We start from the raw sequence: 24,759 nt of genomic DNA, 5'->3' as shown, positions 1-24,759 counted from the left end.
CGCAATGCCGAAACATAAAAATAAAGCGTTGAACCCGACCCCTGATTCGCAACCGACCCTGATCAACCGTTACCTGTTCCCCGTCACCATCGGCATCCTGCTACTGGCCGTCGTGGGCATCGGCTGGTTCCTGTTCAGCAGCAAACCGGTCCCCGTGTCCTATGCGCAGGCGAAAACACCGGTCGCTCAACCCGTCAGGTCACAACTTCAACCGGTTGCCGTGACTCCGGCGAAAATGGTCAACGAGCAACAGTGTCAGGGTTGCCACAGCGCGCAGGTCAAGGACTGGCAAGGCTCCCATCACCAGTTGGCGATGCAGGAAGCCAACGCCGACACCCTGCTTGGCGACTTCAACAATGTCACCTTCAAGGCCGAAAAAGAGACCACGGTATTTTCGCGCAAAGGCGACGAATTCTGGGTCAATACCCCCGGCGCCGACGGCAAGAACGCCGACTTCAAGGTGGCCTATGCCTTTGGCATCGCCCCCTTGCAGCAATACCTGATCGAGGTTGGTGACGGTCGATTGCAAGCCCTGGGCGTGGCCTGGGATACCGAGAAGCAGCGCTGGTTTCACCTCTATCCGGGTCAGGGCGTGACCTTCAAGGACCCGCTGCACTGGAGCAGACCGAGCCAGAACGCCAACTTCATGTGCGTCGAGTGCCACACCACCGGCTACAAGCGCAATTTCGATACGGCGAATAACACCTTCGACAGTCAGTGGAACAGCCTCGGTGTCGGGTGCCAGGCCTGCCACGGTCCGGCCTCCAATCATCTGCAATGGACAGCGAAGAAAGGCGATCTGATCCATGCCGGTTTTGCCGTCGACCTCAAGGACAGGAACGCCACCGTCGAAATCGAAACCTGCGCCCGCTGCCACTCGCGCCGCGCGCCGCTGGGGGATGGCTTCACGGTCGGCAAGCGCCTGATGGATGATTACCTGCCAAGCACCCTGACCCGTGAGCTGTACGCCCTGGACGGCAAGATCAAGGACGAAGTGTTCGAACACGGGTCCTTCGCCCAGAGCAAAATGTTCGACAAGGGCGTGCGTTGCAGCAACTGCCACAACCCGCACAGCACTCAGCCAAAGGCGCCGGGCAATGGTCTGTGCCTGCAATGCCATAACACCGCCGGCAAAACCACCGTGGAAGGCGTCGACGGCAAGGGGCTACTAGCGAAGAACTACGACTCCATCGAACACACCCGCCACACCATGGGCCAACCGGGTTCGCAGTGCGTGGATTGCCACATGCCCGGCAAGTTCTACATGGGCAACGACTGGCGGCATGACCACAGCTTCAGCATTCCCAACCCCGAGCGGGCGAAAAAGCTGGGGACACCTGATGCCTGCCTGACCTGCCACCAGGGCAAGGCCGGAGACAAGGTCACCGAGCAGTTCAAGCTGTGGAACACCGCCAACGCCAGCGCGGTGCAAGCCCCTCGCTATGACGAGAGCCTGTGGCTGATTCGCAGTGGTCAACCGGGTGCAGCGCAGGCGTTGTTCGAGCAACTGCAACGCAGCAATCTGCCGGTGATCCAGCGCGCGACACTGCTCGGCGAATTGTCGCTGTATCCGAGCGAACAAGCGTTGAAACTGGCCACCAGGGACCTGAACAACCCGGCGCCTCAAGTGCGTGAGAGCGCCATACGCGCGCTCAGCGCATTCCTGCCGCCACCCGAGCGTGCGCCGCTGCTGACGCCGTTGTTGAATGACCCGGTGAGAGCCGTGCGCATCGCCGCCGCCCGGGACCTGCTCAGTGTGGCGCGCAACGGCCTGGGCACGGCTCAGGACAGCTGGAATGCTGCCATCGGCGAATACGAGACCGTACAGAAAAATCTGCTCGAACGCGCCGAAGCGAACCTGAATCTGGCGATGCTGTATCAGGCCAGCGGCCGCAACGCCGAAGTCGAAGGATTCCTGCGCACAGCCCTGCAACGCGATCCGGATTTCTTCCCGGCGCTGGTCACCCTGGTGCAATGGCTGGAGGCCAACGGTCGCAGCCAGGAGGGCCATGCCCTGTTGGCGCAAAGCCTCAAGGACCACCCCGATTCAGGTCTGCTGCAACACACCCAGGGCCTGGCGCTGATTCGTGCGGGCCAAACCGCTCAAGCCATGCCATACCTGCACAAAGCCGCGCAACTGGAACCACAGAGCGGACAGTTCGGCTATGTACTGGCGGTGGCCCTGCATGACAGCGGCAAGATTGACGAGGCGTGCGCAGAACTTGAACGGCTGTTGAAAGAGCAACCGGCCAACCGCAATGCACGGCTGTCGCTGATCCAGTATTACCTGAACAACGGCCAGGAGCCCAAGGCGCAAGTGCTGTTGCAGGGCTGGAAAAAAATGAACATGGGGGACCCGGCGTTGAAATGATCGGGGATGAACGGCATGTCCCTTCGCGGGCATGTCCCTTCCCCGTTTGCCCTGAATCGGTCAGCAAACAAAGCGAACCCCTTAAATTCTTAGCGATATCACTACGCCACTAGCGATAAGGTTCGCGGCGCTTGAAAAACCTCTCCACCATTACATTTCGAGGCGACATGAAGCACGCCTCGGCCAATGACGGCAAAGACCCGGCGAACGTATCGAGCACGCCTAGCGGCACCAATTTCACCATTAACAACAAAGCCGGTGTCGTCGTGCATAATGGCTCCACGCCCAATACCGTGACACAGCCTTCCGGTCGTGGCTACTTCAAGGGTGAGGCCTACACCATCACCTTCAAGAAAGAGGGTTATGCCGACGCCAGTACCACTCTGGATACCAGCATGAGCGGCTGGTACTGGGGAAACATCCTGATTGGCGGGTTGATCGGCATGCTGGTAGTCGATCCAATGACCGGCGCAATGTACAAACTTCCCGAAAATGCCGCGGGTAACCTCGGCAGTCCGTTGGCCGGCGAAGCTCCAAAAAACCTGACACTGCTGGAAATCGATCAGCTGTCGCCTACCCAACGCGCGACGCTGGTTCGCATCAACTGACAGCGCCCGGCGCATTCCGCCGTTCGGGATGCGCCCTTTTCCGGATGATCTAGCCCCGCCGACGAAACAACGGCCGCGGCTCAATCACCGAACGCCCGTACAACACGCTCATCCCCGCCAATCCCTTCAATGCATCTTCTGCGGATTTGTCTTCACGCACGGCAAAGCTGTCGAAACCACATTGGCGCATGTGGCTGAGCTGATCGCGCAAGACATCGCCGATGGCGCGTAACTCCCCGGTCCAGCCCAGTCGTGTGCGCAGCAGATACGCCTGGCTATAACCGCGCCCATCGCGAAAGCTCGGAAAATCCAAAGCAATCAGTGGCAATTGATCAAACCAGGGCTTGAGGGTTTCCACCTCATCATCCGGCCCCAGCCACACCGCATTTCGCTGTGGACTTTCCAGCCAGCGGGCCAGCGGCAGGATTGCCTTGCCCACTGGCGATGGCGGTGTCAGGTCCCGAACCAGCATCCACGGATCATCCGCATCGATGCGTGCCTCGCCCTTTTCCAGTCGTATCAGATTGTTCAAGCCGAAACCTCCACCGCTTGCGGATAAACCGCCTCCTTGAACGGCTCCAGACCGATACGCTGCAACGTGTCGACCAATACTTCCTCGCTCTCGCGATAGCGTACGAAGGTGTCGACAATGCGCTCGATCACCTCGGGCACTTGCGCGGCGCTGAAGGACGGGCCAATGACCTTGCCTAGTGCACTATTCTTGCCCTGAGCGCCACCGAGGGTGATCTGGTACCACTCGCTGCCGTTTTTATCGACGCCCAGGATGCCGATGTTGCCGATGTGGTGATGACCGCAGGCATTCATGCAGCCGGAAATGTTGAGGCTGATGTCACCCAGGTCATGCAGGTAGTCGAGGTCTTCGAAGCGGGCTTGAATGGCCTGGGCGATGGGGATCGACTTGGCATTGGCCAGCGCACAGAAATCGCCTCCGGGGCAGGCGATGATGTCGGTCAGCAAACCGATGTTGGCGCTGCCCAGATTGTGTTCGCAGGCCAGGCGCCATAACGCGAAAAGCTCGGCCTTGGGCACGTCCGGCAGGACGATGTTCTGTTCATGGGCAATGCGGATTTCGCCGAAACCAAAGCGCTCGGACCATTCGGCAACCGCCTCCATCTGCGTGTCCGTCACATCGCCCGGTGGCGCAGCGATGCCGGGCTTGGTCGACAGCACGACGCTGGCATAACCGGGTACTTTGTGCGGCTGCACGTTACGCTGCACCCAGCGGGCGAATGCCGGGTTCTCGGCCAGATGCGTGCCGAAATCCAGATGGATGCTCGCCAGCTCGCGGTACTGCGGAACGACGAATGCACTGGCCACCCGCTCGTATTCGGCGTCGGTCAGTTGCGCCGGGCCATCCTTGAGATGCTGCCACTCCTCCTCCACTTCCCGGGCGAACGCTTCGATGCCCAGGGCCTTGACCAGAATCTTGATCCGCGCCTTGTACTTGTTGTCACGTCGACCATGGCGGTTGTACACGCGCAGCACCGCCTCGACGTAGGACAACAAATGTTGCCATGGCAAGCCTTCGCGGATCTGCAGGCCGAGGATCGGCGTGCGCCCCAGACCGCCGCCGACGATCACCCGCAGGAGCATTTGCCCATTGTCGCCGGGATAAAGATACAGGCCGATGTCATGCATCATGATCGCCGCACGGTCCTGTTCGGCCGAGCAGATGGCGATCTTGAACTTGCGGGGCAGGAACAGGAATTCCGGGTTGATGGTCGACCACTGCCGCAGGATCTCCGCCAAGGGGCGCGGGTCGATCATCTCGTCGGCGGCGACCCCGGCAAAGGCTTCGGTGGTGATGTTGCGTACGCAGTTGCCAGAGGTCTGGATCGCGTGCATTTCCACCTGGGCCAGGCGCTCAAGGATGTCTGGCACCTGGGCCAGTTCGATCCAGTTGAACTGCATGTTCTGCCGGGTGGTGAAATGGCCATAGCCGCGGTCGTAATCCCGAGCGATGCTCGCCAGCGTGCGCATCTGTCGGGCGCTCAGCGTGCCGTAGGGAATGGCCACCCGCAGCATATAGGCGTGTTTCTGCATGTACAGACCGTTTTGCAAGCGCAACGGCAGGAATTCTTCCTCACTCAGCTCACCGGCCATGAAACGTTCGACCTGATCGCGAAACTGCGCAACCCGCTCGGACACCAACGCCCGGTCATAGTCGTCGTACTGATACATCTGGCTACCTCATCAGGATGGGTGCGGCTCGTTTTCGAGGTAGCGACTATGGACCTGCGCCGGCCCGCATTACAGATTCACCCGTCTTGAAAAAAACCGTATCAGAGGATGGCCAGTCGGGCTCTGGCCCCACTCTGGTCTGATCCGCATAAATGGACTTTCCCTGAGTCTGTTTTGATTGCATCGGGCTTTTTACAGCTTATGGATCAGGAGGACTATCAAGTCTCTATGCATGCCAAGTAGTCCTTCGACTCAGGACGCTTGCATGAATCACGTGATCCTCACTGGATATATCTGTGTGCCATCTTCGGAAAACACCCCCCATCAATGCGGGAGCGAGCCCGCTCCCACGGGGTTTGGGCTATCCGCGCTCCCGAGGAATCAGGCTTTGCAACTGCTGCGCCAAAAAATCCCCATCGAAGACGAATATGTCCGGGTCCTTCAAGCCGTTGGTCTTGCGCCATTGCCAGGCATTGGAAGGTGGCCGGCACACCAGCGAAACACTGCCGTAGCGCGCAGCCGTAAAGCCCATCACGGCCACCGAAATCTGCCCGCCGGCACCCATCACTTCCGGCACGAACTCCACCGGTTTGCCAACAATCACGATGGACAGCTTCTCGGTCTTGAATGTCGATGTCTCGACAGGAATGCTCGGGCCCGAGGCGACATAGGCTTCGCGACTCACCTCCAGCAGGTTCGGTGCCTGCACTGGCTCCAGCCACTGCTGGATCTGATCGAACAGGTCACCGATGCGCGTCGCCCATTCGGCCGACTGCGACTCAAACACTTGCTTCTTGTGCGCTTCGCTTTCTGCATAGTGGCGAAGCATTTCGCCCAGTTGCTGTACGTCATCCATTGCGGTGTTCCTTTGATTGCAGCGGTGCTACGAACATTGAGCATGGCAGATGCGTGATGCCGATGCGCGACTAACAGCCGGGAGGTACATCGGCGGCGTTCGCCCTGGACGAGTGACTCAACCGGCCTTGGGCGGACGACGCAGGCGCGCCATGCTCAAGGTGTCCACCAGCACGCCGTCGCGCACGGCGTAATCACGGAACAGACCCTCGGTTTCGAAGCCGAACTTGCGATACAACGCAATGGCCACTTCGTTGTCGGCATACACCGAAAGCTCAATGCGTTGCAGATTCATCCAGTTGTCGGCGATATCCAGCGCCGTCGCGAGCAGCTTCGAGCCCACGCCCTTGCCCTGCCACGCAACCGCAACCCCCATGCCGAAACTGCCGGCATGGGTGCGACGAATGCGTGAAAACTGCTCCAGGCTGATGTTGCCGATGACCGTGCCTTGATGCAGGGCCACCACTTTCACCAAGCGTTCGTTATCCAGCGCCAGGCGACTGCGCCAGAGCTCGGTGGACTGAAACGGCATTTGCAGGGTCTGCCGGGCGATCTCCGGGGCGTTGTACAGCGCCGTGATGCCTTCGATGTGGGATTCGTTGAAGCGCTCGAGCGTGATGACGGGTTCAGTGGCTGGCATGGGTGAATCATCCTTGAAGCAGACATGGCCGCTCACTCTATAACGCTACCTTTGGGTGTGGCGAGAACCAATGTGAGATCGCGCTCAGCTTTCGAACCACTCCCGGCGCTCGCTGAAGGTGTTTTCAATCAACTCGACGAGCATCCGTGCCTGCGCGTCGTGCTCGGAATGAACGTTGACCGCCATCCACACTTGACGCTGCATCGGCTGGCCAAACAGACCTGGCAAGGCAATCAGGCTGCGGTCGAAGTGGCTCATGTAGTGCGGCAGCAGGCCGATGCAGGCACTGCAACGGATCATCTCCAGCATCAACTCGTAGGATTGCAGCTGCACCGCTCCGGCCAGGCGCTGCTCGACCAATGCATTCCACGGCCGGAAGCTTTCAACCTGGCAGTCCTGCCGCCATTGCACCAGGAGAAAATCGGCCAGGTCATCCAGGCATTCCGGCCTGGAAGCGACCCGCGAGTAGCGCTTGGCAATGTGCGGCAGGTAATCCAGTCGCGCCAGAAGCCGTGGTTCCGTGGTGGCAAAGCTCGGTCCCGGTGACGGCGACCCGGTCTCGCCCAGCCACACCACCACGTCGGCGCTGACCGCTTGCAATGACAATTCGCTGTCGAGCGTGATGATGTCCAGCCGCACGCTGGCGTTGCGCCGCAGCAGTGCCACCAGGTCACGTCCGAGAATGTCATGCAGGATCGAATCCGCCACGGCCAGCCGAATCAACGGCTGTTCGATCACTGGTAAATCGCGCTCATGGGCCAGGGCGATCAATTGTGCGTGCAGGCGTAAGCCATCGCGGCTGAGGCTGAAACCATTGTCTGAATGATTGAACAGTGAGCACTGGAGTTGCGTCTCCAGCAATACCAGTTGCCTGCGCAGGCGGGTGGCCTTGATGTTGAGACTGCGGGCGGCCTGCATGAAGCAGCCGCAACGGGCGCTGACGATGAAACACTGCGCCAGTTCAGGGTCGATAGCCGCTGCCAACTGACGCCAGGACGGGGGTTTATCGATGGCTACGCGATACTCGACAGCCCCCTGGTGGGCGCTGATTTCCATGAATGACATCGAGGACTCCCTGTCGATCTGACACTGACCGCTCTATCCTGCGGATTGTTCATGAACCTGCTGTGACAAGGACTCAGGCGCTGGGCGTTTGGCGAAAGCTCACCGCCAGGCGATTCCAGCTGTTGATGGTGGTGACGGCGATGGTCAAGTCGACCATTTCGCTTTCACTGAACTGCTCCCGGGCCTGGTGGTAGACATCGTCCGGCACATGGCTTTCGGAGAGCAAGGTGACCGCCTCGGTCCAGGCCAATGCGGCTCTTTCCCGCGGATTGAAAAAATTGCTGTCGCGCCAGACCACAATGGAATAAAGACGCCGGTCGCTTTCGCCCAGACGCCTTGCATCCACCGAGTGCATGTCAGTGCAGAACGCGCAACCGTTAAGCTGCGAAGCACGAATCTTGATCAGGTGCAGCAGCGCCGGTTCGATGCTCAAACTGCTGGTCAGGGCCTCCATGGCGATCATGGCTTTCATCGCTTTGGGGGAAGCGCTGTAGTAATCCAGACGGAGTGTCATGGAGCGGCCTCATGGAGCGGACAGGTTTGTCCAAGGTAGGGGTTGTCACAGCAACGTTACAGATCCAATTCGGCGAAAAATCCGTGGACCAGCGATAAGCACGCCAATCGGCGGTTTTTGTGCCACGCAACTTCTGCGTGACGGCTCATGCGGGTAATCTGGCGCACAGTCTTTGCCTCGTTCAACCAGGGAGCCTTGCCGGTATGGAACTACATGTTGTCATCAACGGCCGCAAGGATCTGGCGGGCCAGTTGTACAACCAACTGCGCAGCGCCATTGAATCCGGTCGTCTGGCAGCAGGGACGCAACTTCCACCGAGCCGCTTGCTGGCCGAACAGCTGGGCATTTCGCGCAAGACCATTTCCGATACCTACGCCCAACTCACCTACGAAAACTTCCTCACCGGGGTGATAGGCAAAGGCACCTACGTCAACGCGCGGGTGCCGAAAGTCGAGCGCAAGCAGAACCCTTCGGAGCTGGCCGGTTACGAGGTGATCGAATCCTGGCGCAACCTGCCGGTGTTTCTGCGTCACCCGACACTGGAAGGCTCGCTGCGCTACGACTTTATCGGTGGCGCCACCAGCAAGGGCCAGTTTCCCCAGGACGACTGGCGGCGCTGCACCTCCCACGCCTTGCGCCAGATCGCCGCGTCCAAGGGTTTCTACAGCCTGCCGGAGGGTTTGCCGGCCCTGCGCAACGCCATCGCCCGGCATATCGCGTTCTCTCGCGGGGTCAACTGCCAGGATGAAGACGTGGTGGTGTGCAACGGCGCACAGCAGGCCCTGGATCTGATTTCCCGGGTGCTGACCCGCCCGGGCAGCATCGTCGCCATGGAAGATCCCGGTTATCCGCCGGCACGCCTGTTGTTCGGCACCCACGGTGCCACGGTGATTGGAGTGCCGGTGGACGCCGAGGGCATCCAGGTGGACAGGATTCCCCTTGGGACACGGCTGATTTACGTCACCCCTTCCCACCAATTCCCGCTGGGCATGCCGATGAGCCAGGAGCGCCGCGTTGCGCTGCTGGCCAGGGCCCATGAACTGGGCGCGATCATCATAGAGGACGACTACGACAGCGAATTCCGCTACGAAGGGCGTCCGACGGACTCGCTGCAAAGCATGGATGAGCGCGGGATTGTCGCCTACGTCGGGACCTTCTCGAAAACCCTGCTGCCGGAACTGCGGCTGGGCTACGCGATCCTGCCGCCGGCCATTCTCGATGCGGTGGTGCGCGCCAAGCAGCTGACTGACCTGCACACCTCCACCCTGCCCCAATGGGCACTGGCCAAGTTCATCGCCGAAGGCTGCCTGCTCAAGCACATCCGGCGCTGCCACACGATTTACGCCGGTCGGCGCGAACGAATCCTGGCACGCTTGGCCGGTGATCTGGCGCCGTGGCTTGAAGCGGTACCGACCATGGCCGGTTTTCACATGGTGGTGTTGTGCAAAGTGCCGATGGATATTCCATTGGTGATCGAACTGGCGAAAAAAGTCGAAGTCGGGCTCTATGCCATCGACAGCTTTTTCTATCAGCAAGCCCCGAAGGCCGGTTTTTTTCTGGGTTTCGGCGCCATCGAAACCCTGGACATCGACATCGCCCTGGATCGTTTGCGGGATATTTTGCAACAAGTTGCCTGACAGATTGGACTGCGGCTTTATCCGGCGATTGGCTATTGGTGGTCCCGGGGTGCAGGCCTATCCTGCATAGGCGTTATCCCTTAATGAGCAGGATACGTCCGGCCTGATTCAGGAGTGTGAGCAATGTTCAACAAAGCGATCAATACCGTAAAGGTGCAGGCCGTTGCCGGCCGCTCCGACGAACTGGGCAGGCAACTGCAAAAGATCGTCGAAACCCTGCGCGAACTGCCGGGGTGCGAGTCCTATATGGTCGACCGCTGCCCCGAGGACAGCAATCGCTGGACGGTCAGCGCCCACTGGCAGTCGGAAGAGGCCATGCGATCGCATTTCAACAGTCCCCAGGTTCAAGGCTTCATCGATTTGATCGATTGCCAATTGGCCAACGCCGTCGACTTCAACAGCTTTCCGATCCGCTGAACTCCCTCCTGCATTGGTCCCCTGGCCTTCCCGAATATTGGCTGTTTGTTTGTCACCCGCAGCGGACTAGATTTGTCCCTGACAACTCATCCAACGCAGGTAATGAACATGAACGTTTTGCGCTTCTGTGCCGCTTCCCTTGTTGCCCTGACCCTGACCGCTTCCACTTCGGCATTTGCCCACGCCCCCTCGGAAAAGGTCACGGTGCTGCAGGACCAGATGTTGAAAAACGTCCCGGGCAAAAAAGCCTTGATGATCGAAGTCGACTACAAGCCCGGCCAGTCGTCCATCGCTCACAAGCACGAAGGCACGGCCATGGCCTACGTTCTTTCAGGAGCAATCACTTCCCAGGTAAAAGGTGAAAAAGCGGTCACCTACAAGGCCGGTCAGTATTGGTACGAGCCTGCTGGCTCGGAGCATCTGGTCTCGAAAAATGCCAGTGCAACCAAACCTGCCAGGTTGTTGGTGTTCATGGTGCTGTCGCCGGACGAGAAAGTGCTGATCCCATTGGAAAACTGATGGCTGAAGGTATATCCATAAATAAAAAGGCCCGAATCATTGAATCGGGCCTTTTTATTTCCCGACGCAATTAACCGAAAACTTTTAAACCAAACAAAACTATTATCTCCGGACAAGTACGGACATTGACTATTTAAATAAACCATCCAGGGTTTAGTCTTTAGTTACCGCCGGTACAGCACCGGCAACTTCAACTTCCGACTGAATTTGTTTCACTGGAGAAACACCATGAAACTTGCGCTCGCCAGTACGTTGACCATGGCTGTTGTATTAACCGGCTGCTCGATCCCCACCGCACCCACGGCGGTCTCTTCACTGAACGGTATCTTCACCGAACCGGTAGGCCGCAGCGGTGCCACCCGTATTACCAACGGCAGTCATGTCTCGCTGGGCATTGTCTACAGCCAGAATACTCAGGCCAACCGCGCCTATCTACAGGACTACCAGGCCAACGCCGGCACCGGTTTCGGCCAGAGCCTGTTGGTGCAGCCGATTCATGACGCCTACGTCGCCACCTCCAACCCGGACCTTGCCGTGGATTGGATCAAGGCCTCGCTGCAACGCCAGTTCGGCTCGGTCACGGTGTATCCGGACATGCAACGCCTCAAGGCAGCCAGGCCGGATGTGGTCGCCATCGTCGACACCCGCAGTCAATTGATCACATCGCGCAGTTCAGACATCAAGGCCGATGTCAGTGCGGACTTTTATGACAGCCACTTCAATTACATCGGTACCGCACAAGGGCATGACGCCCGAGCGCTCAGCCCGGTGTGGGCGGACTTTAAACGCAGCGAAGAGATAGTTGCAGACATTAACGAACAGCAGAATGTGCAAGTCAGGGCGCTGCAAAAGTTTGACCAGTCACTCAGTAATTTATTGACCAGCCCGACAAGTAACGTGTCGATGAACACTGAAAGAACTTCAGTCTTCAAGTAATTGGTTGGGACATATGTCCCCTTCGTCCGATCACTCGCCACAAAAACCTCCGACATAAAAAAACCCGCATCTCTCGATGCGGGTTTTTTCATTCAACGCCTGATCAAGCCGGTTCCAGCTCGGCGGCGGCAGCGGCAGACACCACCGCTTGACCGCTCAACGCCAGGTCCAGCAGTTCGCGGTTGGCCACCGCGTACATGGCGTAGTCGGTGCCGCTCGCGGCACGGATTTCCACCAGCATGGCGCGCCAGCGTTCGATCATGCCTTCGTACTGCTCCATCCACAGCTCCAGGCGTGTTTCGACGTCCTGGGTGCCGTTGCCCTGTTGCAGGACCGAGATGGTGATCGCACGTTGCTGCCAGTCGACGTCATCACGGAACGCTTCACGGGCCAGGGCCTGCCAGTTGTTTTCAACCGGCAGAGCGCTGATCTGTTGCAGGTACCAGGTGATGTCCAGCGCACTGCCCACGGCGAAGTACGCCTTGGCCACATCGGCAGGATCCTGGCCGGTCACGTCGGAAGCCTCGATGATCGGCAGCAGCGTATACAGGTGCGTGGTGCCAGCCACCATGCGCGCCAACAACTCCGGCACACCGGCTTCGACATAGGCCTGATAACGGGTCTGCCAGGTTTCGCGGATCTCGCCACTGAGCAGCTCGTCGAGCTTGAGGCCCAGCGCCGCCAGATGCGGACCGAAGTGCGCGACGTCACGGGCAGCGTTCTGCTCGTTGCGACGGGCACGCAGGAACCAGCGCGTAGCGCGACGGCCCAGGCGCATCAGCTCGTCCATCAGCTCCAGTTGCACGTCGGCGGAAACCTTGTAGTCCAGGTTTTCAATCTGACGGAACCAGTGCGGGAGGTGGAAAATGTCACGCACGATCACGTAGGCGCCGGCCACGTTCGCCGGGCTCATGCCGGTCGACTCTTTGAGTCGTTGAACGAAGGTGATGCCCATATGGTTGACCAGATCGTTGGCGATCTGGGTGCTGACGATTTCGCGCTTCAGACGGTGACGACGCATCGCTGCGGAGAACTTGCTCACCAGGGTCGGCGGGAAAGCGGTTTCCATGTCGCGGGTCAGGTAGTCGTCGTCCGGCACCAGGGAGCCCAGCAACTGCTCCTTGAGGTCGATCTTGCTGTACGAAATCAGCACCGACAGCTCCGGACGGGTCAGGCCATGGCCTTCAGCGATACGCTCGGTGATTGCGTCTTCAGCCGGCAGGAACTCAATGGCACGATCCAGCTTGCCACGACCTTCCAGGTCGTTCATCAGGCGCTTGTATTCGGCAATCCGCGGCAAGGCACGACGGGCGGCCAGGGACAGGGCCTGAGTCTGCTTGTAGTTGTTGCCCAACACCAGGCCACCGACTTCGTCGGTCATGCTCGCCAGCAACTCATTGCGTTGCTTGGCGGTCATGTCGCCGGCCTGAACCACTTCGTTGAGCAGGATCTTGATGTTCACTTCATGGTCGGAGCAGTCCACGCCACCGGCGTTGTCGATGAAGTCGGTGTTGGAACCGCCGCCATTGAGGCCGAATTCCACACGACCCAGTTGGGTCATGCCGAGGTTACCGCCCTCGCCCACCACTTTGCAGCGCAGTTCGTTGCCGTTCACGCGCAGTGCATCGTTGGCCTTGTCGCCGACATCGGCGTGGCTTTCGCTGCTGGCTTTGACGTAAGTACCGATACCGCCGTTCCACAGCAGATCAACCGGCGCCTTGAGCAAGGCATTCAGCAGTTCGGTCGGGGTCAGCTTGTCGGCTTCGATGTCGAAGCGCTCTTGCATCTGCGGGGAGATCGCGATGCTCTTCGCGCTACGCGAGAAGATGCCGCCGCCTTCGGACATGATGCTGGTGTCGTAATCCGACCAGGCCGAACGCGGCAGGTCGAACAGGCGCTGACGCTCGGCGAAGCTCGATGCCGGATCCGGATTCGGGTCGATGAAAATGTGCAGATGGTTGAACGCTGCGACCAGTTGCAGCTTGTCGGACATCAGCAAGCCGTTACCGAACACGTCACCGGCCATGTCGCCGATACCGACCACGGTGATGCTGTCTTCCTGGACATTGATGCCGCGCTCGCGGAAGTGGCGCTGTACGCCGACCCACGCGCCCTTGGCGGTGATGCCCATTTTCTTGTGGTCGTAACCGGCCGAACCGCCGGACGCAAACGCATCACCCAGCCAGAAGCCGTAGTCGATGGCGATGCCGTTGGCGATGTCGGAGAAGGTCGCGGTGCCTTTGTCAGCGGCCACTACCAGGTACGGGTCATCGTCGTCATGACGCACGACGTTGGCCGGCGGCACCAGGGCGCCGTCTTTCAGGTTGTCGGTGATGTCCAGCAGGCCCGAAATGAAGATGCGGTAGCAGGCAATGCCCTCGGCCGCGATCTCGTCACGGCTGCCGCCCAGTGGCAGGCGACGCGGCAGGAAGCCGCCCTTCGCACCCACCGGCACGATGACCGAGTTCTTCACTTGCTGGGCTTTTACCAGGCCCAGGACTTCGGTACGGAAGTCTTCTTCACGGTCGGACCAGCGCAGGCCGCCCCGAGCGACGTTGCCAAAGCGCAGGTGCACGCCTTCGACGCGCGGCGAGTACACGAAGATCTCGAACTTCGGTACCGGCTTCGGCAGCTCGGGAATCAGGTGCGGGTTGAACTTGAAGCTGAAGTACGACTTGTTATGGCCGTTGGCATCGGTCTGGTAGAAGTTGGTGCGCAGGGTGGCCTTGATCAGGTCCAGGTAGCGACGCAGGATGCGGTCTTCGTTCAGTACCTGAACGTCGTCCAGGGCGCTGTGAATCGCGTGTTCCAGGCGTTGCTGCTTGTCTTCCAGGTCTTCGCCGGACAGCTTGCGCGCCAGGTAGAAGCGGGTCTTGAACAACCGCGTCAGCTCGCGGGCGATGTCGGTGTGGTTGTTCAGGGTGCTGGCGATGTAGCCCAGGTCGAAGCCCAGACGAATCTGCTTCATGTAACGGGCGTAGGCACGCAGCAGCGCAACGTCGCGCCATGGCAGGCCTGCGGTCAGTACCAGACGGTTGAACCCGTCGTTCTCGGCATCGCCACGCACGATGTGGACAAAGGCGTCCTGCAGCGTGTCGTTGAGCTGTTGGATGTCGAGTTCCAGGCCCTCGGCGGCAGTGAACGCAAAGTCGTGAATCCAGAACTCGCGACCACTATTGTGACGCAGGCGATACGGGAACTCGCCCAGCACGCGCAGGCCAAGGTTTTCCAGGATCGGCAGGACGTCGGACAACGCCAACGGGGTATCGGCGTGATACAGCTTGCAGTGCAGCATGCGCTGGCCGGAAACCTGGCCCAGCGGCTGGTAGAAGCTCATCACCAGCGGATTTTTTTCGTTCAGGCTCAACAGGTGCTGCATGTCGACCACAGCCGAGTGGGCTGCGAAACGTTCGCGGTAACCGGCCGGGAAGCCTTTCGGGAAATCAGCCAGCACGTTGGTACCGTGGGCTTCGCCGAAGCTTTCGATGGTCAGGGCGGCGTAATCGTCCTGCCAGCTGCGGCAGGCCTGCACCACTTCTTTTTCCAGCAGCAGCGGGTCGATGTCGAGGCGGTTTTTCGGGTCGACTCGCAGGATCAACTGCACGCGGGCCAGCACGGACTCGGAGAAGAAGGTCCAGAACTCGCAATCGGTAGCCTTCAGGCGATCCATCAGTACTTGCTGGATCTTCTGGCGCACTTCGGTGGAATAGATGTCACGCGGCACGTAGGCCAGGCAGTAGCAGAAACGGCCGTACGGGTCCTTGCGCAGGAACACGCGAATCTTGTTGCGTTCCTGGATCTGCACGATCGACATCACGGTGCTGAACAGCTCGTCCACCGGGGTCTGGAACAGATCGTCGCGCGGCAACACTTCGAGCACCTGCGCCAGTTCCTTGCCCAGGTGAGCCTTGGCCTGGAAGCCGGAGCGGCGTTCGATTTCCTCGACCTTGCGGCGGATGTACGGGATCACCCGCACGCTCTCGCCATACACCGACGAGGTGTACAGCCCCATGAAACGGCATTCCTTGATGACCTTGCCGTTGGCATCGATTTCGCGGATCGACACGTAATCCGGGTAAGCCGGACGGTGTACACGGCTTGGGTGCGCGGCCTTGGCGAACGACAACAGGGTCGGTTCGCGCAGGTAGTTCACGGCGTAATCTTCGATGCGCAGGTCGTCGTAGGTCAGGCCGGCACGCAGCAGCTTGGTCAGGCCAAGGAAGGAATCCTTGTCATAAACGATGTGGCCGCCATCGGCTTCGTCGCTGACCACGAACTCTTCGTAGCCGAGGAAGGTGAAGTGATTACCTACCAGCCATTCCAGGAAACTCTTGATTTCGCTCTTCTCGTCGGCGTCGATGGCGAACTGGCTGTTGTCCAGCTTGGTCAGGATGTCCTGGACCTTGGCCTTCATCGGCTCGAAATCGCCGACGGCAACGCGAACTTCACCGAGCACCTGCTCCAGCTCTTTGCTCAGGACAGTAAGCTCGGCGGTGTTGGCGCAGCGGTCGATTTCCAGGTACATCAACGACTCTTGCAGAATGTCGTCGCCCTGGGTGCCCTTCGGCAGGATTTCCAACAGCTCGCCCTTGGCGCCACGACGCACGCTCAGCACGGTGGTTTGCAGGGTATGGATGCTGTAGCCGCGACGATTGAGCTCGGTACGCACCGAGTCCACCAGGAATGGCAGGTCGTGGTGCAGAACTTCGACCGCCGTGTGGGTCGACTGCCAGCCGTGGCGTTCGTAATCGGGGTTGAAAACGCGCACTTGCGGTTGCGCGTGATCGAAGCGCTCAAGCAGACGCCATGCAGAAAGGGTACAGCCAGCGAGATCGGACAACCGACGCTGGGTCAGCTCGTCCAGGGAAATGATGCCGAAGAATTGTTCAGCGAACAGCGCCACTTGTGGCAGTGCCTGTTCACTGATGTGCTGCGCCAGTGCCGCTTGCAGTTGGTGCTGGAAGTCGGCTTTGCTGGCTGCGGTGAAGAACGCCATCTGTGGTACTCCGCTTGGGATTGTTATTGATGGAAGCGTCGCGTGCAAAACCCCTTTTCGGGGCTACCCGTCACCCGGTTCCTGATTCTCGGGCAGAGGAAACAGGGCGACAGGTGGGTGAAGCTGGACGAGACACTCGGGTCACATTCACCTTCCATGAATGGGCATCTGCAAAAACGACTGGGCTGCCTTCAGCGCAATGCCTTTACAGGTGCTCATCCGTTGCGCAGCTTAACGAGTGCGGCAAGGCCCATGCTTGCAATGCTGCGACATATTCGGTCATCGGCACGCAGCTCAAGGCATGCGCATCGAACAACACTAGCACCCGCACAGAAAAATGACGGTTTTCCATCCGGTTTTACGGGGCATGCGTACCAGAAATGACCAGTAACACTCTGCCCGTTCACGACCCGGTCATCGACACTCGGACGAGCAGAAATGCTCGCGGGCTGGCAGAATCGCTTTTTGTTGCTTTTACCACGCCCGTCGGGCCAGGAATTTCCCATGAAAATGAAAACCGCCCTCTTGATCGTCAACCCTTGTGACGACGAAGAAGACAACATGGCCATGCTCTGCTGCCACAGCGACAAGGGCGAAATGTTCCTGATGAGCCGTTACCCGGATGAAGATGAACTGGAAATCACCCTAGACGGAGAACCCTCGACCCTTGACGGCGTGAAGGTCACGCTCGGCCCTGCACTGCTGAAGATCGAGATAGCGGCGGCTGATGCTGATGCGCTGAATGGGGATGATGTGCTGGAGATCACCTTTGATGCCGACATGACCGATCTGGCTGAAGTAGAAGAGACCTTGCAGAACATTCTTAAAGGCACTGGCACTTATATCCGCCTGCTCTAGACTTCAACAGCTGTGCCGGCCTGCTCGTGAAGAGGCCCGGAGAAACACCGCCAGCCAACGAGCAGTGCAAACCTCCAGCAACTTTGCCCATCATTTCCTGCACTTTGCACAAAATGCCGTTAGTCGCCGCCCCCCGCGATGGATTAAAGTAACGCCCCCGGCCCTGGCGCATTTCGAACGTCCTCGGCCACCCTTTTGCAGGAACAGTCATCGATGGAACATCGTGAAGCGCTGCTCGCGCTGCGAACCTTTCTTTCAACGCAGATTCTCGGCCAGGAAAAACTCATCGAGCGCTTGCTCATCGCGCTGCTGGCCGACGGCCACATGCTGGTCGAGGGTGCCCCTGGCCTGGCCAAGACCAAGGCCATCAAAGAACTCGCCGAGGGCATCGAAGCCCAGTTCCACCGCATCCAGTTCACTCCTGACCTGTTGCCGGCCGACATTACCGGTACAGAAATCTACCGCCCGGAAACCGGCAGTTTCGTGTTCCAGCAAGGCCCTATCTTCCATAACCTGGTGCTGGCGGACGAAATCAACCGCGCTCCTGCCAAGGTTCAGTCGGCCTTGCTCGAAGCCATGGGGGAGCGGCAAGTCAGTGTCGGACGCAGCACCTATGAGCTGTCGCCGCTGTTCCTGGTGATGGCCACGCAAAACCCCATCGAGCAGGAAGGTACCTATCCGCTGCCCGAAGCCCAGCTTGACCGGTTCCTGATGCACGTGAAAATCGGCTTTCCCGATGCCACTGTTGAACGTCGGATTCTGCAGCAAGCCCGTGGAGAAGCCCTGAACGGCGAAGCAAAGCCTGAGCGTCGGGTTACCCAACAGACGATTTTTGCAGCGCGCAAGGAAATCCTCGGTTTGTACATGGCCGACGCCGTGGAGGAATACCTGGTGCAACTGGTCATGGCCACCCGCACCCCGGCCAAGTTCGATCCGGAGATGGCCGAGTGGATCGCCTACGGCGCCAGCCCGCGTGGTTCGATTGCCCTGGACCGCTGCGCCCGTGCCCACGCCTGGCTGGCCGGGCGTGATTTCGTCAGCCCGGAAGATATCCAGGCCGTGCTGTTCGACGTGCTGCGCCATCGCATCATTCTTTCCTTTGAAGCCGAAGCCGCCGGCATCGATCAGGACCGGGTGGTCCAGCGGATTCTCGACGTCGTAGCCGTCGCTTGACCCCGATGAACGTCAGCCTGCCGCCCGAGCCGGGCATCCGTGTCAGCCTCGCCGACCTGATCGAGATGCGCCATCGTGTGCGCGAAGTGCAGCTGTTTTCCACGCCGAGCCAGCGCAGCCCGCTGATTGGCCTGCACCACTCCAAATTGCGCGGCCGTGGCGTCGACTTCGACCAGGTGCGGGTCTATCAGGCCGGCGACGATGTGCGCACCATTGACTGGCGCGTGACTGCACGCACCCAGGAGCCCCACACCAAGCTGTTCCACGAAGAACGCGAGCGGCCGATTTTCATCATGGTCGAACAAAGCCGCCGGTTGTTTTTCGGCTCGGGCCAGATGTTCAAGTCAGTGCTCGCCGCACAGGCCGCGAGCCTGATCGGTTGGGCAGCCCTGGGCCACAACGATCGGGTCGGCGGGCTGGTGTATGGCAACAATGAGCACTACGAAATCAAGCCTCGGCGCAGCAAGCAAAGCCTGCTGCAGTTGCTCAATCGGCTGGTGCGGGTCAATCAGTCGCTCAATAGCGATATCGAGCCGGACCGTGACGCCTTCGGCATCGCCCTGCGCCGCGCCCGGGAAGTGTCACGCCCGGGCAGCCTGGTGGTGGTGATCTGCGACGAACGCTCCCTTTCGGAAAGCGCCGAGCAACAGCTGAGCCTGTTATCCCGCCATTGCGACCTGTTGCTGCTGCCGTTGTCCGATCCGCTGGATCATGCCCTGCCCGCCGCCGGCCTTTTACGTTTCGCCGAACGTGGTGCGCAACTGGAGCTCGACACCCTGAATTTCGACCTGCGCCAGACTTACCGGGCCCTGGCCGAAGCACGCATTGCTCGCTGGGAGCTGCTCGCACAGAAACTGGGCGTCTTGCTGATGCCCTTGAGCACCCAGAGCGAGATGGTCGAACAACTGCGCGAATACCTGAACCCACAGAAGCCGGGGAAAGGTCGATGAACGGACTGGAACAACTGCAACCGCTGATTTCTCCGCCACCGATCGACTTTTGGCCGCCCGCGCCGGGTTGGTGGATATTGCTGCTGTTGCTGCCGCTACTTGGTTACGGGCTGTGGAACCTGCGGCGCTTCATTCCTCGCAAGCGCCCCGTGGTGCGTGCCGAACAGCCGCTGGACCCGGTTCGCCTGGCCGCACTGGCCGAATTGGCGCTGATGCCCAAGCCCTACGACGGCGCGCCGGCCGGTGCCTGGCTGCAGCAACTCAACGGCTTGCTCAAGCGCCTGTGCCGCAACCACTATCCCTACAGTCAGAGCCATACCCTCAACGGGCGCCAGTGGCTGGCGTTTCTCGACAACCGCTGCCCGGCAGCCGGCCTGACCCGCTGGATGGTGCTCGTGGAAGGTGTCTACAAACCCGAATGCAAACTCGATGACAAGGCCATCGCCGGCCTGACCCAGGCCGTCGACACATGGATTCGAAAGCATGTTTGAGTTCGCCTGGCCGTGGATCTTCGCCCTGTTGCCCTTGCCGTGGTTGATGCGCCTCGTCTTGCCGGTCGCCGACAGTGGCGAACCGGCGCTCAAGGTCAGTTTTCTAAGCGATCTGGAAGGCCTCGCCGGCCGCCGCGCCCGCGCCAATCTGCCGGCCTGGCGCCAACAGTCGCCATTCATTCTGCTGTGGCTGCTGCTGCTGATGGCCGCCGCTCGCCCGCAGTGGCTGGGTGAACCATTACCGATCGCCGCCAGTGGCCGCGACTTGCTGGTCGCAGTGGACGTTTCGGGCTCCATGGATTTTCCCGACATGCAGTGGCAGGACGAAGACGTCAGTCGCCTTTCGCTGGTCCAGCATCTGCTCGGAGACTTTCTCGAAAGTCGCGAGGGTGACCGGGTCGGCCTGATCCTGTTCGGTAGCCAGGCCTACGTGCAAGCGCCACTGACCTTCGACCGCCACACCGTGCGCGTCTGGCTCGATGAAGCACGCATCGGCATTGCCGGCAAAAACACCGCCATCGGCGATGCCATCGGCCTTGCCCTCAAACGCCTGCGCCAACGTCCGGCGCAGAGCCGCGTACTGATTCTGGTCACCGACGGGGCCAATAATGCCGGTGAGATCGATCCGCTCACCGCCGCCCGACTGGCGGCCAGGGAGGATGTGAAAATATACCCGATCGGCATCGGTGCCGATCCGGAGCAAAGTGGCACGGTCGGCTTTCTTGGCGTCAATCCGAGCCTGGACCTGGACGAGCCGTCCCTGAAAGCCATTGCCGAAGCCACTGGTGGCCAATATTTCCGCGCCCACGATGGCAAGGAACTGCAATCGATCAAGGTAACCCTCGATCAACTGGAACCCGTGGCCCAGCAACCGACCCAGGCCCGTCCGGCCCAGGCGCTGTATCAATGGCCCCTGGCGCTGGCACTGCTGTTGAGCATGCTGCTGGTGGCCCCTGTACTCTGGCCGGACAACCCGTTGCAACGCCTGTTTACCAAGGATCTGTTTTTGCAAACCCAAGTGTTGCCTGACTGGCGCCAGCGTCTCAAACGCCTGCGCCTGCGGAGGCGTCGATGAGTGCCCTGTGGCCCTACTGGTTCCGCCCCTGGTGGCTACTGTTGCTGCCGGCGCTTGGCTGGTTGCTCTGGCAACTGTGGCACCGCAAGAAGCGCGCCGGACGCTGGCAGATGATTCTACCTCCAGCCTTTCACGCGGCACTGCTCAGCGGTGGCAGTGGTCGCGACAGTAAATTGCCCTGGGTCGCGCTCGGCGTAGCGTGGCTGTTGACCGTGCTCGCGCTGCTGGGCCCGAGCTGGGAACGCGTCGAGCAAACCAGCCAGAAGCCCGCCGACCCGTTGGTGGTGATTCTTGAACTGACCCCGGAAATGCTCGCCACCGACGTCGCGCCCAATCGCCTGGAACAGGCCCGGCGCAAGCTGTTCGATCTGCTGCAAATTCGCAGCGATGCCCAGACGGCGATCGTCGTCTACGCCGGCAGCGCGCATACGCTGGTGCCGCTCTCCGATGACCTGTCCACCAGCCGCAACCTGCTCGATGCCCTCAAGCCGTCACTGATGCCAGAGGCCGGCCACCGCGCCGACCTGGCGGTAGTCAAGGCCCTGGCCCTGCTGGATCAGGCCGCGCTCGGTGACGGGCGGATCCTGCTGATCGGCTCGTCCCTGACGGAAGACGAACACCTGGGGATTCGCCGCGCCATGGCGGGCAAATCGACGCAATGGCTGATGCTCGGCATCGGCACCGCCGAAGGCTCGCCGATCACCCAGGAAGACGGCAGCTTCCTCAAGGACGAACAAGGCGCAATCCTCGTACCGCGCCTGGACGAGCCCAGCCTGAAAGGCTTTGCCCGCGACCTCGACGGACGCTATCGCCACGCACGCCTGGACGACAGCGACCTGCGCGCCCTTGGCCTGCTCGACGGTCCGCGTCACTTGCGCAATGACGGCCAGACGCTGCGCCTCGACACCTGGGCCGATCAGGGTTACTGGCTGCTGCTGCCACTGTTGCTGCTCGCGGCCTGCGCGGGACGTCGCGGTTGGCTGCTCTGCCTGCCACTGCTATTGGTGCTGCCGCAACCCGGCTACGCCTTCGACCTCGCAGATCTTTGGCTGCGACCTGATCAGCAAGGCGTGCAGTTACTCAAGCTCAAGCGTCCGGCCGAGGCCGCGCGGCGCTTCGAAGACCATCAGTGGCAAGGCTTGGCGCTCTATGAAGCCGGAGACTACGCGGGTGCCGCCGAGCGGTTTGCCGAGGGCAACGATGCCCATGCCCACTACAATCGGGGCAACGCCCTGGCCAAAAGTGGTGAGCTGGAGGCCGCCCTGGACGCCTACGAACAGGCACTGGAACGCCAACCGGACTTGCGCCCGGCACTGACTAACAAGGCGCTGGTGGAAGAGTTGCTCAAGCAGAAAAACAACCCACCCGCCCCGGAGCCTGCCAGAAGCGAGGAACCCCTGGCCACTGAGCAGCAAACACCGCCCGGTGCCACGACGCAGCCTTCGGACGGCGGCGAGCCGCAGGCGCAAGAACCGCAGGCTGGCGCCGACACCAGGCATCCGCCCACGTCGCCACTCAAGCCCGGAACCAACGAAGTTCCGGGCAGTGAATTGGGTGACGAGCAACACACGACGCCGCCCTTGCGCCCGGCCACCGACAGCATCGAAGGTGAACAGCGTCAGGTACTGGAGCAGTGGTTGCGGCAGATCCCGGATGACCCTGGTGAGCTGCTGCGGCGCAAATTCTGGTACGAACAGCAACAACATCAGGATCAGGAAAAAACTCGATGACCCGCTTCACCGTTGTATTGCTCGCGCTGCTGCATGGCCTGTTGTTCTGCACCGTTCAGGCGCAGGCAGCAGAGCTGGTCGCCAGTGTGGACCGCAGTCGCCTGAGCTCAGGCGAGACGGTCGAGCTGACCCTGGAATCCACCGACGTGACACAGTTCGGCAAACCCGACATGACACCGCTGGAGCCGTTGTTCGAAGTACGCGGCACACGCCAGGTCAACCAGCTGAACACCCTCAGCGGCGAAAACCGGGCCACCACCCGCTGGATCGTCACCCTCCTGCCCCGGCAAAACGGCAGCGTGGTGATTCCGTCACTGCAACTGGGTGAACTGCAGAGCCAGCCGATCACCCTGCAAGTGGTCGAGAGCGAGACACCGGACAACCCGAACAAACGGGCAGCGGTGTTCATTGATGCCAGCCTCGATCAAACCAGCGTGTACGTTCAGGCCCAGGCGATATTGACCCTGCGCATCTACCATTCGGTGTCGCTGTACGACGACAGCAGCCTGCCCCCCTTGCAGATACCTGATGCACGCATCGAACAATTGGGCGACTCACGCACCTACGAAAAAGACATCGACGGCCTGCGTCATGGCGTGATCGAGATGCGCTACGCGATCTACCCGCAACACAGTGGCGAACTGATCATTCCGGCGCAGGTCTTCAACGCCGCGCTGGTCGATGCACAACCAGTACAGGACACTGCCCAGGGGCCGAAATCCGGCAAGCTGATGCGCGTCACCTCGGCCGAACTGCTGTTGACGGTCAAGGCCAAACCCATCACCTATCCGGCCGATGCCCCCTGGCTGCCTGCGCGCAGCCTGACCCTGAGCGAAAGCTGGAACCCGGAGCCGGATCATGCCCAGGTTGGTGACTCACTGACCCGCAGCCTGACGGTGACGGCCGAAGGCTTGTCCAGCACCCAGCTGCCACCACTACCCGGCACCGATGTCGGCGGTCTGCGCCGCTACCCCGACCAACCAGTGCTCGGTAACCAGAACAGCGAACGCGGCCTGGTCGGCAGTCGTGAAGATCGCGAGGCCCTGGTACCGACACGGACCGGTGCCATCGAATTGCCCACCGTCGACGTAGTCTGGTGGAACACCTTCGAAGACCATCTGGAGCACAGCAGCCTGCCCGCGCGCACGCTGCACGCAGCGGCCAATCCGAGCCTGGTGGCCGACACCCCGGCCGGCGCCTCACCGGTCGATGCCAGCGCCGACAGCCAAGCGCTCTGGCACTGGAAGCTCAGCACCCTGATTCTGGCCTGCACCACCCTGCTCGGCTTCGGCCTCTGGTGGCGTGGCCGCTGGCAACCGGCGGTGATGCGTGCCGCTCAAACCGGCCCGAGCCCGCGTACCGTGCTCGACGACCTCAAGCGTGCCTGCCAGGCCAACGACTCCCACGCCACCCGCCAGGCCCTCGACGCCTGGGCCCGCCAACAACCGGAAACCCTGGCCGACATGGCCGCCCGCTTCGTACCGCTGTCCGACGCCCTCGACGGCCTGAACGGCGCGCTGTACAGCGAAACCGGCCAGTATTGGCAAGGTGATGAATTGTGGCGGGCGATCAAGGCGATCCCGATTGCCGAACGGGTTCAGGACCCGGTTGGCGACAGTGGCCTGCCGCCGCTTTATCCGAAATAAACACCGATCCTTGTGGCGAGGGTGCTTGCTCCCTCTCCACAAAACATTCCATCGCGCGACCGGGCATTTTTGCCAG

20 protein-coding genes are annotated in these 24,759 nt (G+C 60.6%); 13 read left to right on the top strand and 7 right to left on the bottom strand.

Translation table 11 applies throughout. From position 1 onward, the window contains the following. Nucleotides 1-4: 4 nt before the first annotated feature. Nucleotides 5-2,371, top strand: a complete 2,367-nt coding sequence (locus CAF65_RS02810; RefSeq protein WP_085714914.1) for a tetratricopeptide repeat protein — start codon at nt 5-7, stop codon at nt 2,369-2,371. Between the two features lie 167 nt (nt 2,372-2,538). Beyond that, complete coding sequence (locus CAF65_RS02805; protein WP_085714913.1) at nt 2,539-2,979, top strand: hypothetical protein; 441 nt, start codon at nt 2,539-2,541, stop codon at nt 2,977-2,979. Between the two features lie 49 nt (nt 2,980-3,028). Here the strand turns inward: CAF65_RS02805 and CAF65_RS02800 are convergent, their stop codons facing one another. The 6 genes from CAF65_RS02800 to CAF65_RS02775 form a co-directional block, all read right to left on the bottom strand. Next, a complete protein-coding gene (locus tag CAF65_RS02800; RefSeq protein WP_085714912.1) occupies nt 3,029-3,511 on the bottom strand; it encodes a DUF934 domain-containing protein in 483 nt (160 codons plus the stop codon). Next, nucleotides 3,508-5,181 (bottom strand): nitrite/sulfite reductase, encoded by a 1,674-nt coding sequence (locus CAF65_RS02795; RefSeq protein WP_085714911.1) that lies wholly within the window; start codon nt 5,179-5,181, stop codon nt 3,508-3,510. Before CAF65_RS02795 ends, CAF65_RS02800 begins: the two co-directional genes overlap by 4 nt. Nucleotides 5,182-5,542: 361 nt before the next feature. Then, nucleotides 5,543-6,037 (bottom strand): hypothetical protein, encoded by a 495-nt coding sequence (locus tag CAF65_RS02790; RefSeq protein WP_085714910.1) that lies wholly within the window; start codon nt 6,035-6,037, stop codon nt 5,543-5,545. Nucleotides 6,038-6,154: 117 nt separating this feature from the next. After that, nucleotides 6,155-6,676, bottom strand: a complete 522-nt coding sequence (locus CAF65_RS02785; protein WP_085714909.1) for a GNAT family N-acetyltransferase — start codon at nt 6,674-6,676, stop codon at nt 6,155-6,157. Nucleotides 6,677-6,760: 84 nt separating this feature from the next. Then, nucleotides 6,761-7,741 carry a LysR family transcriptional regulator gene (locus tag CAF65_RS02780; RefSeq protein ID WP_085714908.1) on the bottom strand — a complete coding sequence of 327 codons (981 nt, stop codon included), beginning with the start codon at nt 7,739-7,741 and terminating at the stop codon, nt 6,761-6,763. Between the two features lie 73 nt (nt 7,742-7,814). Then, nucleotides 7,815-8,255, bottom strand: coding sequence for a carboxymuconolactone decarboxylase family protein (locus tag CAF65_RS02775; RefSeq protein ID WP_085714907.1), 441 nt, complete (start codon nt 8,253-8,255; stop codon nt 7,815-7,817). Nucleotides 8,256-8,458: 203 nt separating this feature from the next. Between CAF65_RS02775 and CAF65_RS02770 the strand changes: the two genes are divergently transcribed. The 4 genes from CAF65_RS02770 to CAF65_RS02755 all read left to right on the top strand — a co-directional run bounded on the left by CAF65_RS02770 (nt 8,459) and on the right by CAF65_RS02755 (nt 11,764). Then, on the top strand, nt 8,459-9,892 hold the full coding sequence (locus CAF65_RS02770) for a PLP-dependent aminotransferase family protein (protein WP_085714906.1): 1,434 nt from the start codon (nt 8,459-8,461) through the stop codon (nt 9,890-9,892). 123 nt (nt 9,893-10,015) lie between these two features. Continuing rightward, nucleotides 10,016-10,309 (top strand): antibiotic biosynthesis monooxygenase family protein, encoded by a 294-nt coding sequence (locus tag CAF65_RS02765; protein ID WP_085714905.1) that lies wholly within the window; start codon nt 10,016-10,018, stop codon nt 10,307-10,309. 108 nt (nt 10,310-10,417) lie between these two features. After that, nucleotides 10,418-10,828 (top strand): cupin domain-containing protein, encoded by a 411-nt coding sequence (locus CAF65_RS02760; protein WP_085714904.1) that lies wholly within the window; start codon nt 10,418-10,420, stop codon nt 10,826-10,828. Between the two features lie 228 nt (nt 10,829-11,056). Next, nucleotides 11,057-11,764: an ATPase gene (locus CAF65_RS02755; protein ID WP_085714903.1), complete on the top strand. Its 708-nt coding sequence runs from the start codon at nt 11,057-11,059 to the stop codon at nt 11,762-11,764. A gap of 103 nt (nt 11,765-11,867) precedes the next feature. Here CAF65_RS02755 and CAF65_RS02750 read toward each other — a convergent pair whose 3' ends face one another. Next, a complete protein-coding gene (locus CAF65_RS02750; RefSeq protein WP_085714902.1) occupies nt 11,868-16,760 on the bottom strand; it encodes an NAD-glutamate dehydrogenase in 4,893 nt (1,630 codons plus the stop codon). 504 nt (nt 16,761-17,264) lie between these two features. Between CAF65_RS02750 and CAF65_RS02745 the strand changes: the two genes are divergently transcribed. The 7 genes from CAF65_RS02745 (at nt 17,265) to CAF65_RS02715 (ending at nt 24,683) form a co-directional block, all read left to right on the top strand. Further along, nucleotides 17,265-17,618: a hypothetical protein gene (locus CAF65_RS02745; RefSeq protein WP_085714901.1), complete on the top strand. Its 354-nt coding sequence runs from the start codon at nt 17,265-17,267 to the stop codon at nt 17,616-17,618. A gap of 213 nt (nt 17,619-17,831) precedes the next feature. Next, nucleotides 17,832-18,791 (top strand): MoxR family ATPase, encoded by a 960-nt coding sequence (locus CAF65_RS02740; RefSeq protein WP_007994509.1) that lies wholly within the window; start codon nt 17,832-17,834, stop codon nt 18,789-18,791. 5 nt (nt 18,792-18,796) lie between these two features. Continuing rightward, nucleotides 18,797-19,741, top strand: coding sequence for a DUF58 domain-containing protein (locus CAF65_RS02735; RefSeq protein ID WP_085714900.1), 945 nt, complete (start codon nt 18,797-18,799; stop codon nt 19,739-19,741). Beyond that, entirely contained in the window at nt 19,738-20,232 is a 495-nt protein-coding gene (locus tag CAF65_RS02730; RefSeq protein ID WP_085714899.1) for a DUF4381 domain-containing protein, read from the top strand. The genes CAF65_RS02735 and CAF65_RS02730 overlap by 4 nt, the downstream gene beginning before the upstream one ends. After that, the gene (locus CAF65_RS02725) at nt 20,225-21,307 is read left to right on the top strand and encodes a VWA domain-containing protein (protein WP_085714898.1); all 1,083 of its coding nucleotides are present in this window, start codon (nt 20,225-20,227) and stop codon (nt 21,305-21,307) included. The genes CAF65_RS02730 and CAF65_RS02725 overlap by 8 nt, the downstream gene beginning before the upstream one ends. Next, nucleotides 21,304-23,037, top strand: a complete 1,734-nt coding sequence (locus CAF65_RS02720; protein ID WP_085714897.1) for a tetratricopeptide repeat protein — start codon at nt 21,304-21,306, stop codon at nt 23,035-23,037. Before CAF65_RS02725 ends, CAF65_RS02720 begins: the two co-directional genes overlap by 4 nt. Beyond that, nucleotides 23,034-24,683: a BatD family protein gene (locus tag CAF65_RS02715; RefSeq protein ID WP_085714896.1), complete on the top strand. Its 1,650-nt coding sequence runs from the start codon at nt 23,034-23,036 to the stop codon at nt 24,681-24,683. The genes CAF65_RS02720 and CAF65_RS02715 overlap by 4 nt, the downstream gene beginning before the upstream one ends. Nucleotides 24,684-24,759 lie beyond the last annotated feature (76 nt).

The organism is Pseudomonas sp. B28(2017), from assembly GCF_002113025.1.
Taxonomy (GTDB): domain Bacteria; phylum Pseudomonadota; class Gammaproteobacteria; order Pseudomonadales; family Pseudomonadaceae; genus Aquipseudomonas.
Note: the sequence above shows the minus strand (reverse complement) of the source record. Positions and strands in the feature narration are given on the sequence as shown.

What these genes read in the sequence shown, in the direction of transcription:
- CAF65_RS02775 (WP_085714907.1), bottom strand. Translation starts at nt 8,255, where the DNA reads ATGACACTCCGTCTGGATTACTACAGCGCTTCCCCCAAAGCGATGAAA.
- CAF65_RS02745 (WP_085714901.1), top strand. Translation starts at nt 17,265, where the DNA reads ATGAAAATGAAAACCGCCCTCTTGATCGTCAACCCTTGTGACGACGAA.
- CAF65_RS02790 (WP_085714910.1), bottom strand. Translation starts at nt 6,037, where the DNA reads ATGGATGACGTACAGCAACTGGGCGAAATGCTTCGCCACTATGCAGAA.
- CAF65_RS02785 (WP_085714909.1), bottom strand. Translation starts at nt 6,676, where the DNA reads ATGCCAGCCACTGAACCCGTCATCACGCTCGAGCGCTTCAACGAATCC.
- CAF65_RS02720 (WP_085714897.1), top strand. Translation starts at nt 21,304, where the DNA reads ATGAGTGCCCTGTGGCCCTACTGGTTCCGCCCCTGGTGGCTACTGTTG.
- CAF65_RS02760 (WP_085714904.1), top strand. Translation starts at nt 10,418, where the DNA reads ATGAACGTTTTGCGCTTCTGTGCCGCTTCCCTTGTTGCCCTGACCCTG.
- CAF65_RS02740 (WP_007994509.1), top strand. Translation starts at nt 17,832, where the DNA reads ATGGAACATCGTGAAGCGCTGCTCGCGCTGCGAACCTTTCTTTCAACG.
- CAF65_RS02730 (WP_085714899.1), top strand. Translation starts at nt 19,738, where the DNA reads ATGAACGGACTGGAACAACTGCAACCGCTGATTTCTCCGCCACCGATC.
- CAF65_RS02715 (WP_085714896.1), top strand. Translation starts at nt 23,034, where the DNA reads ATGACCCGCTTCACCGTTGTATTGCTCGCGCTGCTGCATGGCCTGTTG.
- CAF65_RS02795 (WP_085714911.1), bottom strand. Translation starts at nt 5,181, where the DNA reads ATGTATCAGTACGACGACTATGACCGGGCGTTGGTGTCCGAGCGGGTT.
- CAF65_RS02750 (WP_085714902.1), bottom strand. Translation starts at nt 16,760, where the DNA reads ATGGCGTTCTTCACCGCAGCCAGCAAAGCCGACTTCCAGCACCAACTG.
- CAF65_RS02805 (WP_085714913.1), top strand. Translation starts at nt 2,539, where the DNA reads ATGAAGCACGCCTCGGCCAATGACGGCAAAGACCCGGCGAACGTATCG.
- CAF65_RS02780 (WP_085714908.1), bottom strand. Translation starts at nt 7,741, where the DNA reads ATGTCATTCATGGAAATCAGCGCCCACCAGGGGGCTGTCGAGTATCGC.
- CAF65_RS02770 (WP_085714906.1), top strand. Translation starts at nt 8,459, where the DNA reads ATGGAACTACATGTTGTCATCAACGGCCGCAAGGATCTGGCGGGCCAG.
- CAF65_RS02765 (WP_085714905.1), top strand. Translation starts at nt 10,016, where the DNA reads ATGTTCAACAAAGCGATCAATACCGTAAAGGTGCAGGCCGTTGCCGGC.
- CAF65_RS02755 (WP_085714903.1), top strand. Translation starts at nt 11,057, where the DNA reads ATGAAACTTGCGCTCGCCAGTACGTTGACCATGGCTGTTGTATTAACC.
- CAF65_RS02725 (WP_085714898.1), top strand. Translation starts at nt 20,225, where the DNA reads ATGTTTGAGTTCGCCTGGCCGTGGATCTTCGCCCTGTTGCCCTTGCCG.
- CAF65_RS02810 (WP_085714914.1), top strand. Translation starts at nt 5, where the DNA reads ATGCCGAAACATAAAAATAAAGCGTTGAACCCGACCCCTGATTCGCAA.
- CAF65_RS02735 (WP_085714900.1), top strand. Translation starts at nt 18,797, where the DNA reads ATGAACGTCAGCCTGCCGCCCGAGCCGGGCATCCGTGTCAGCCTCGCC.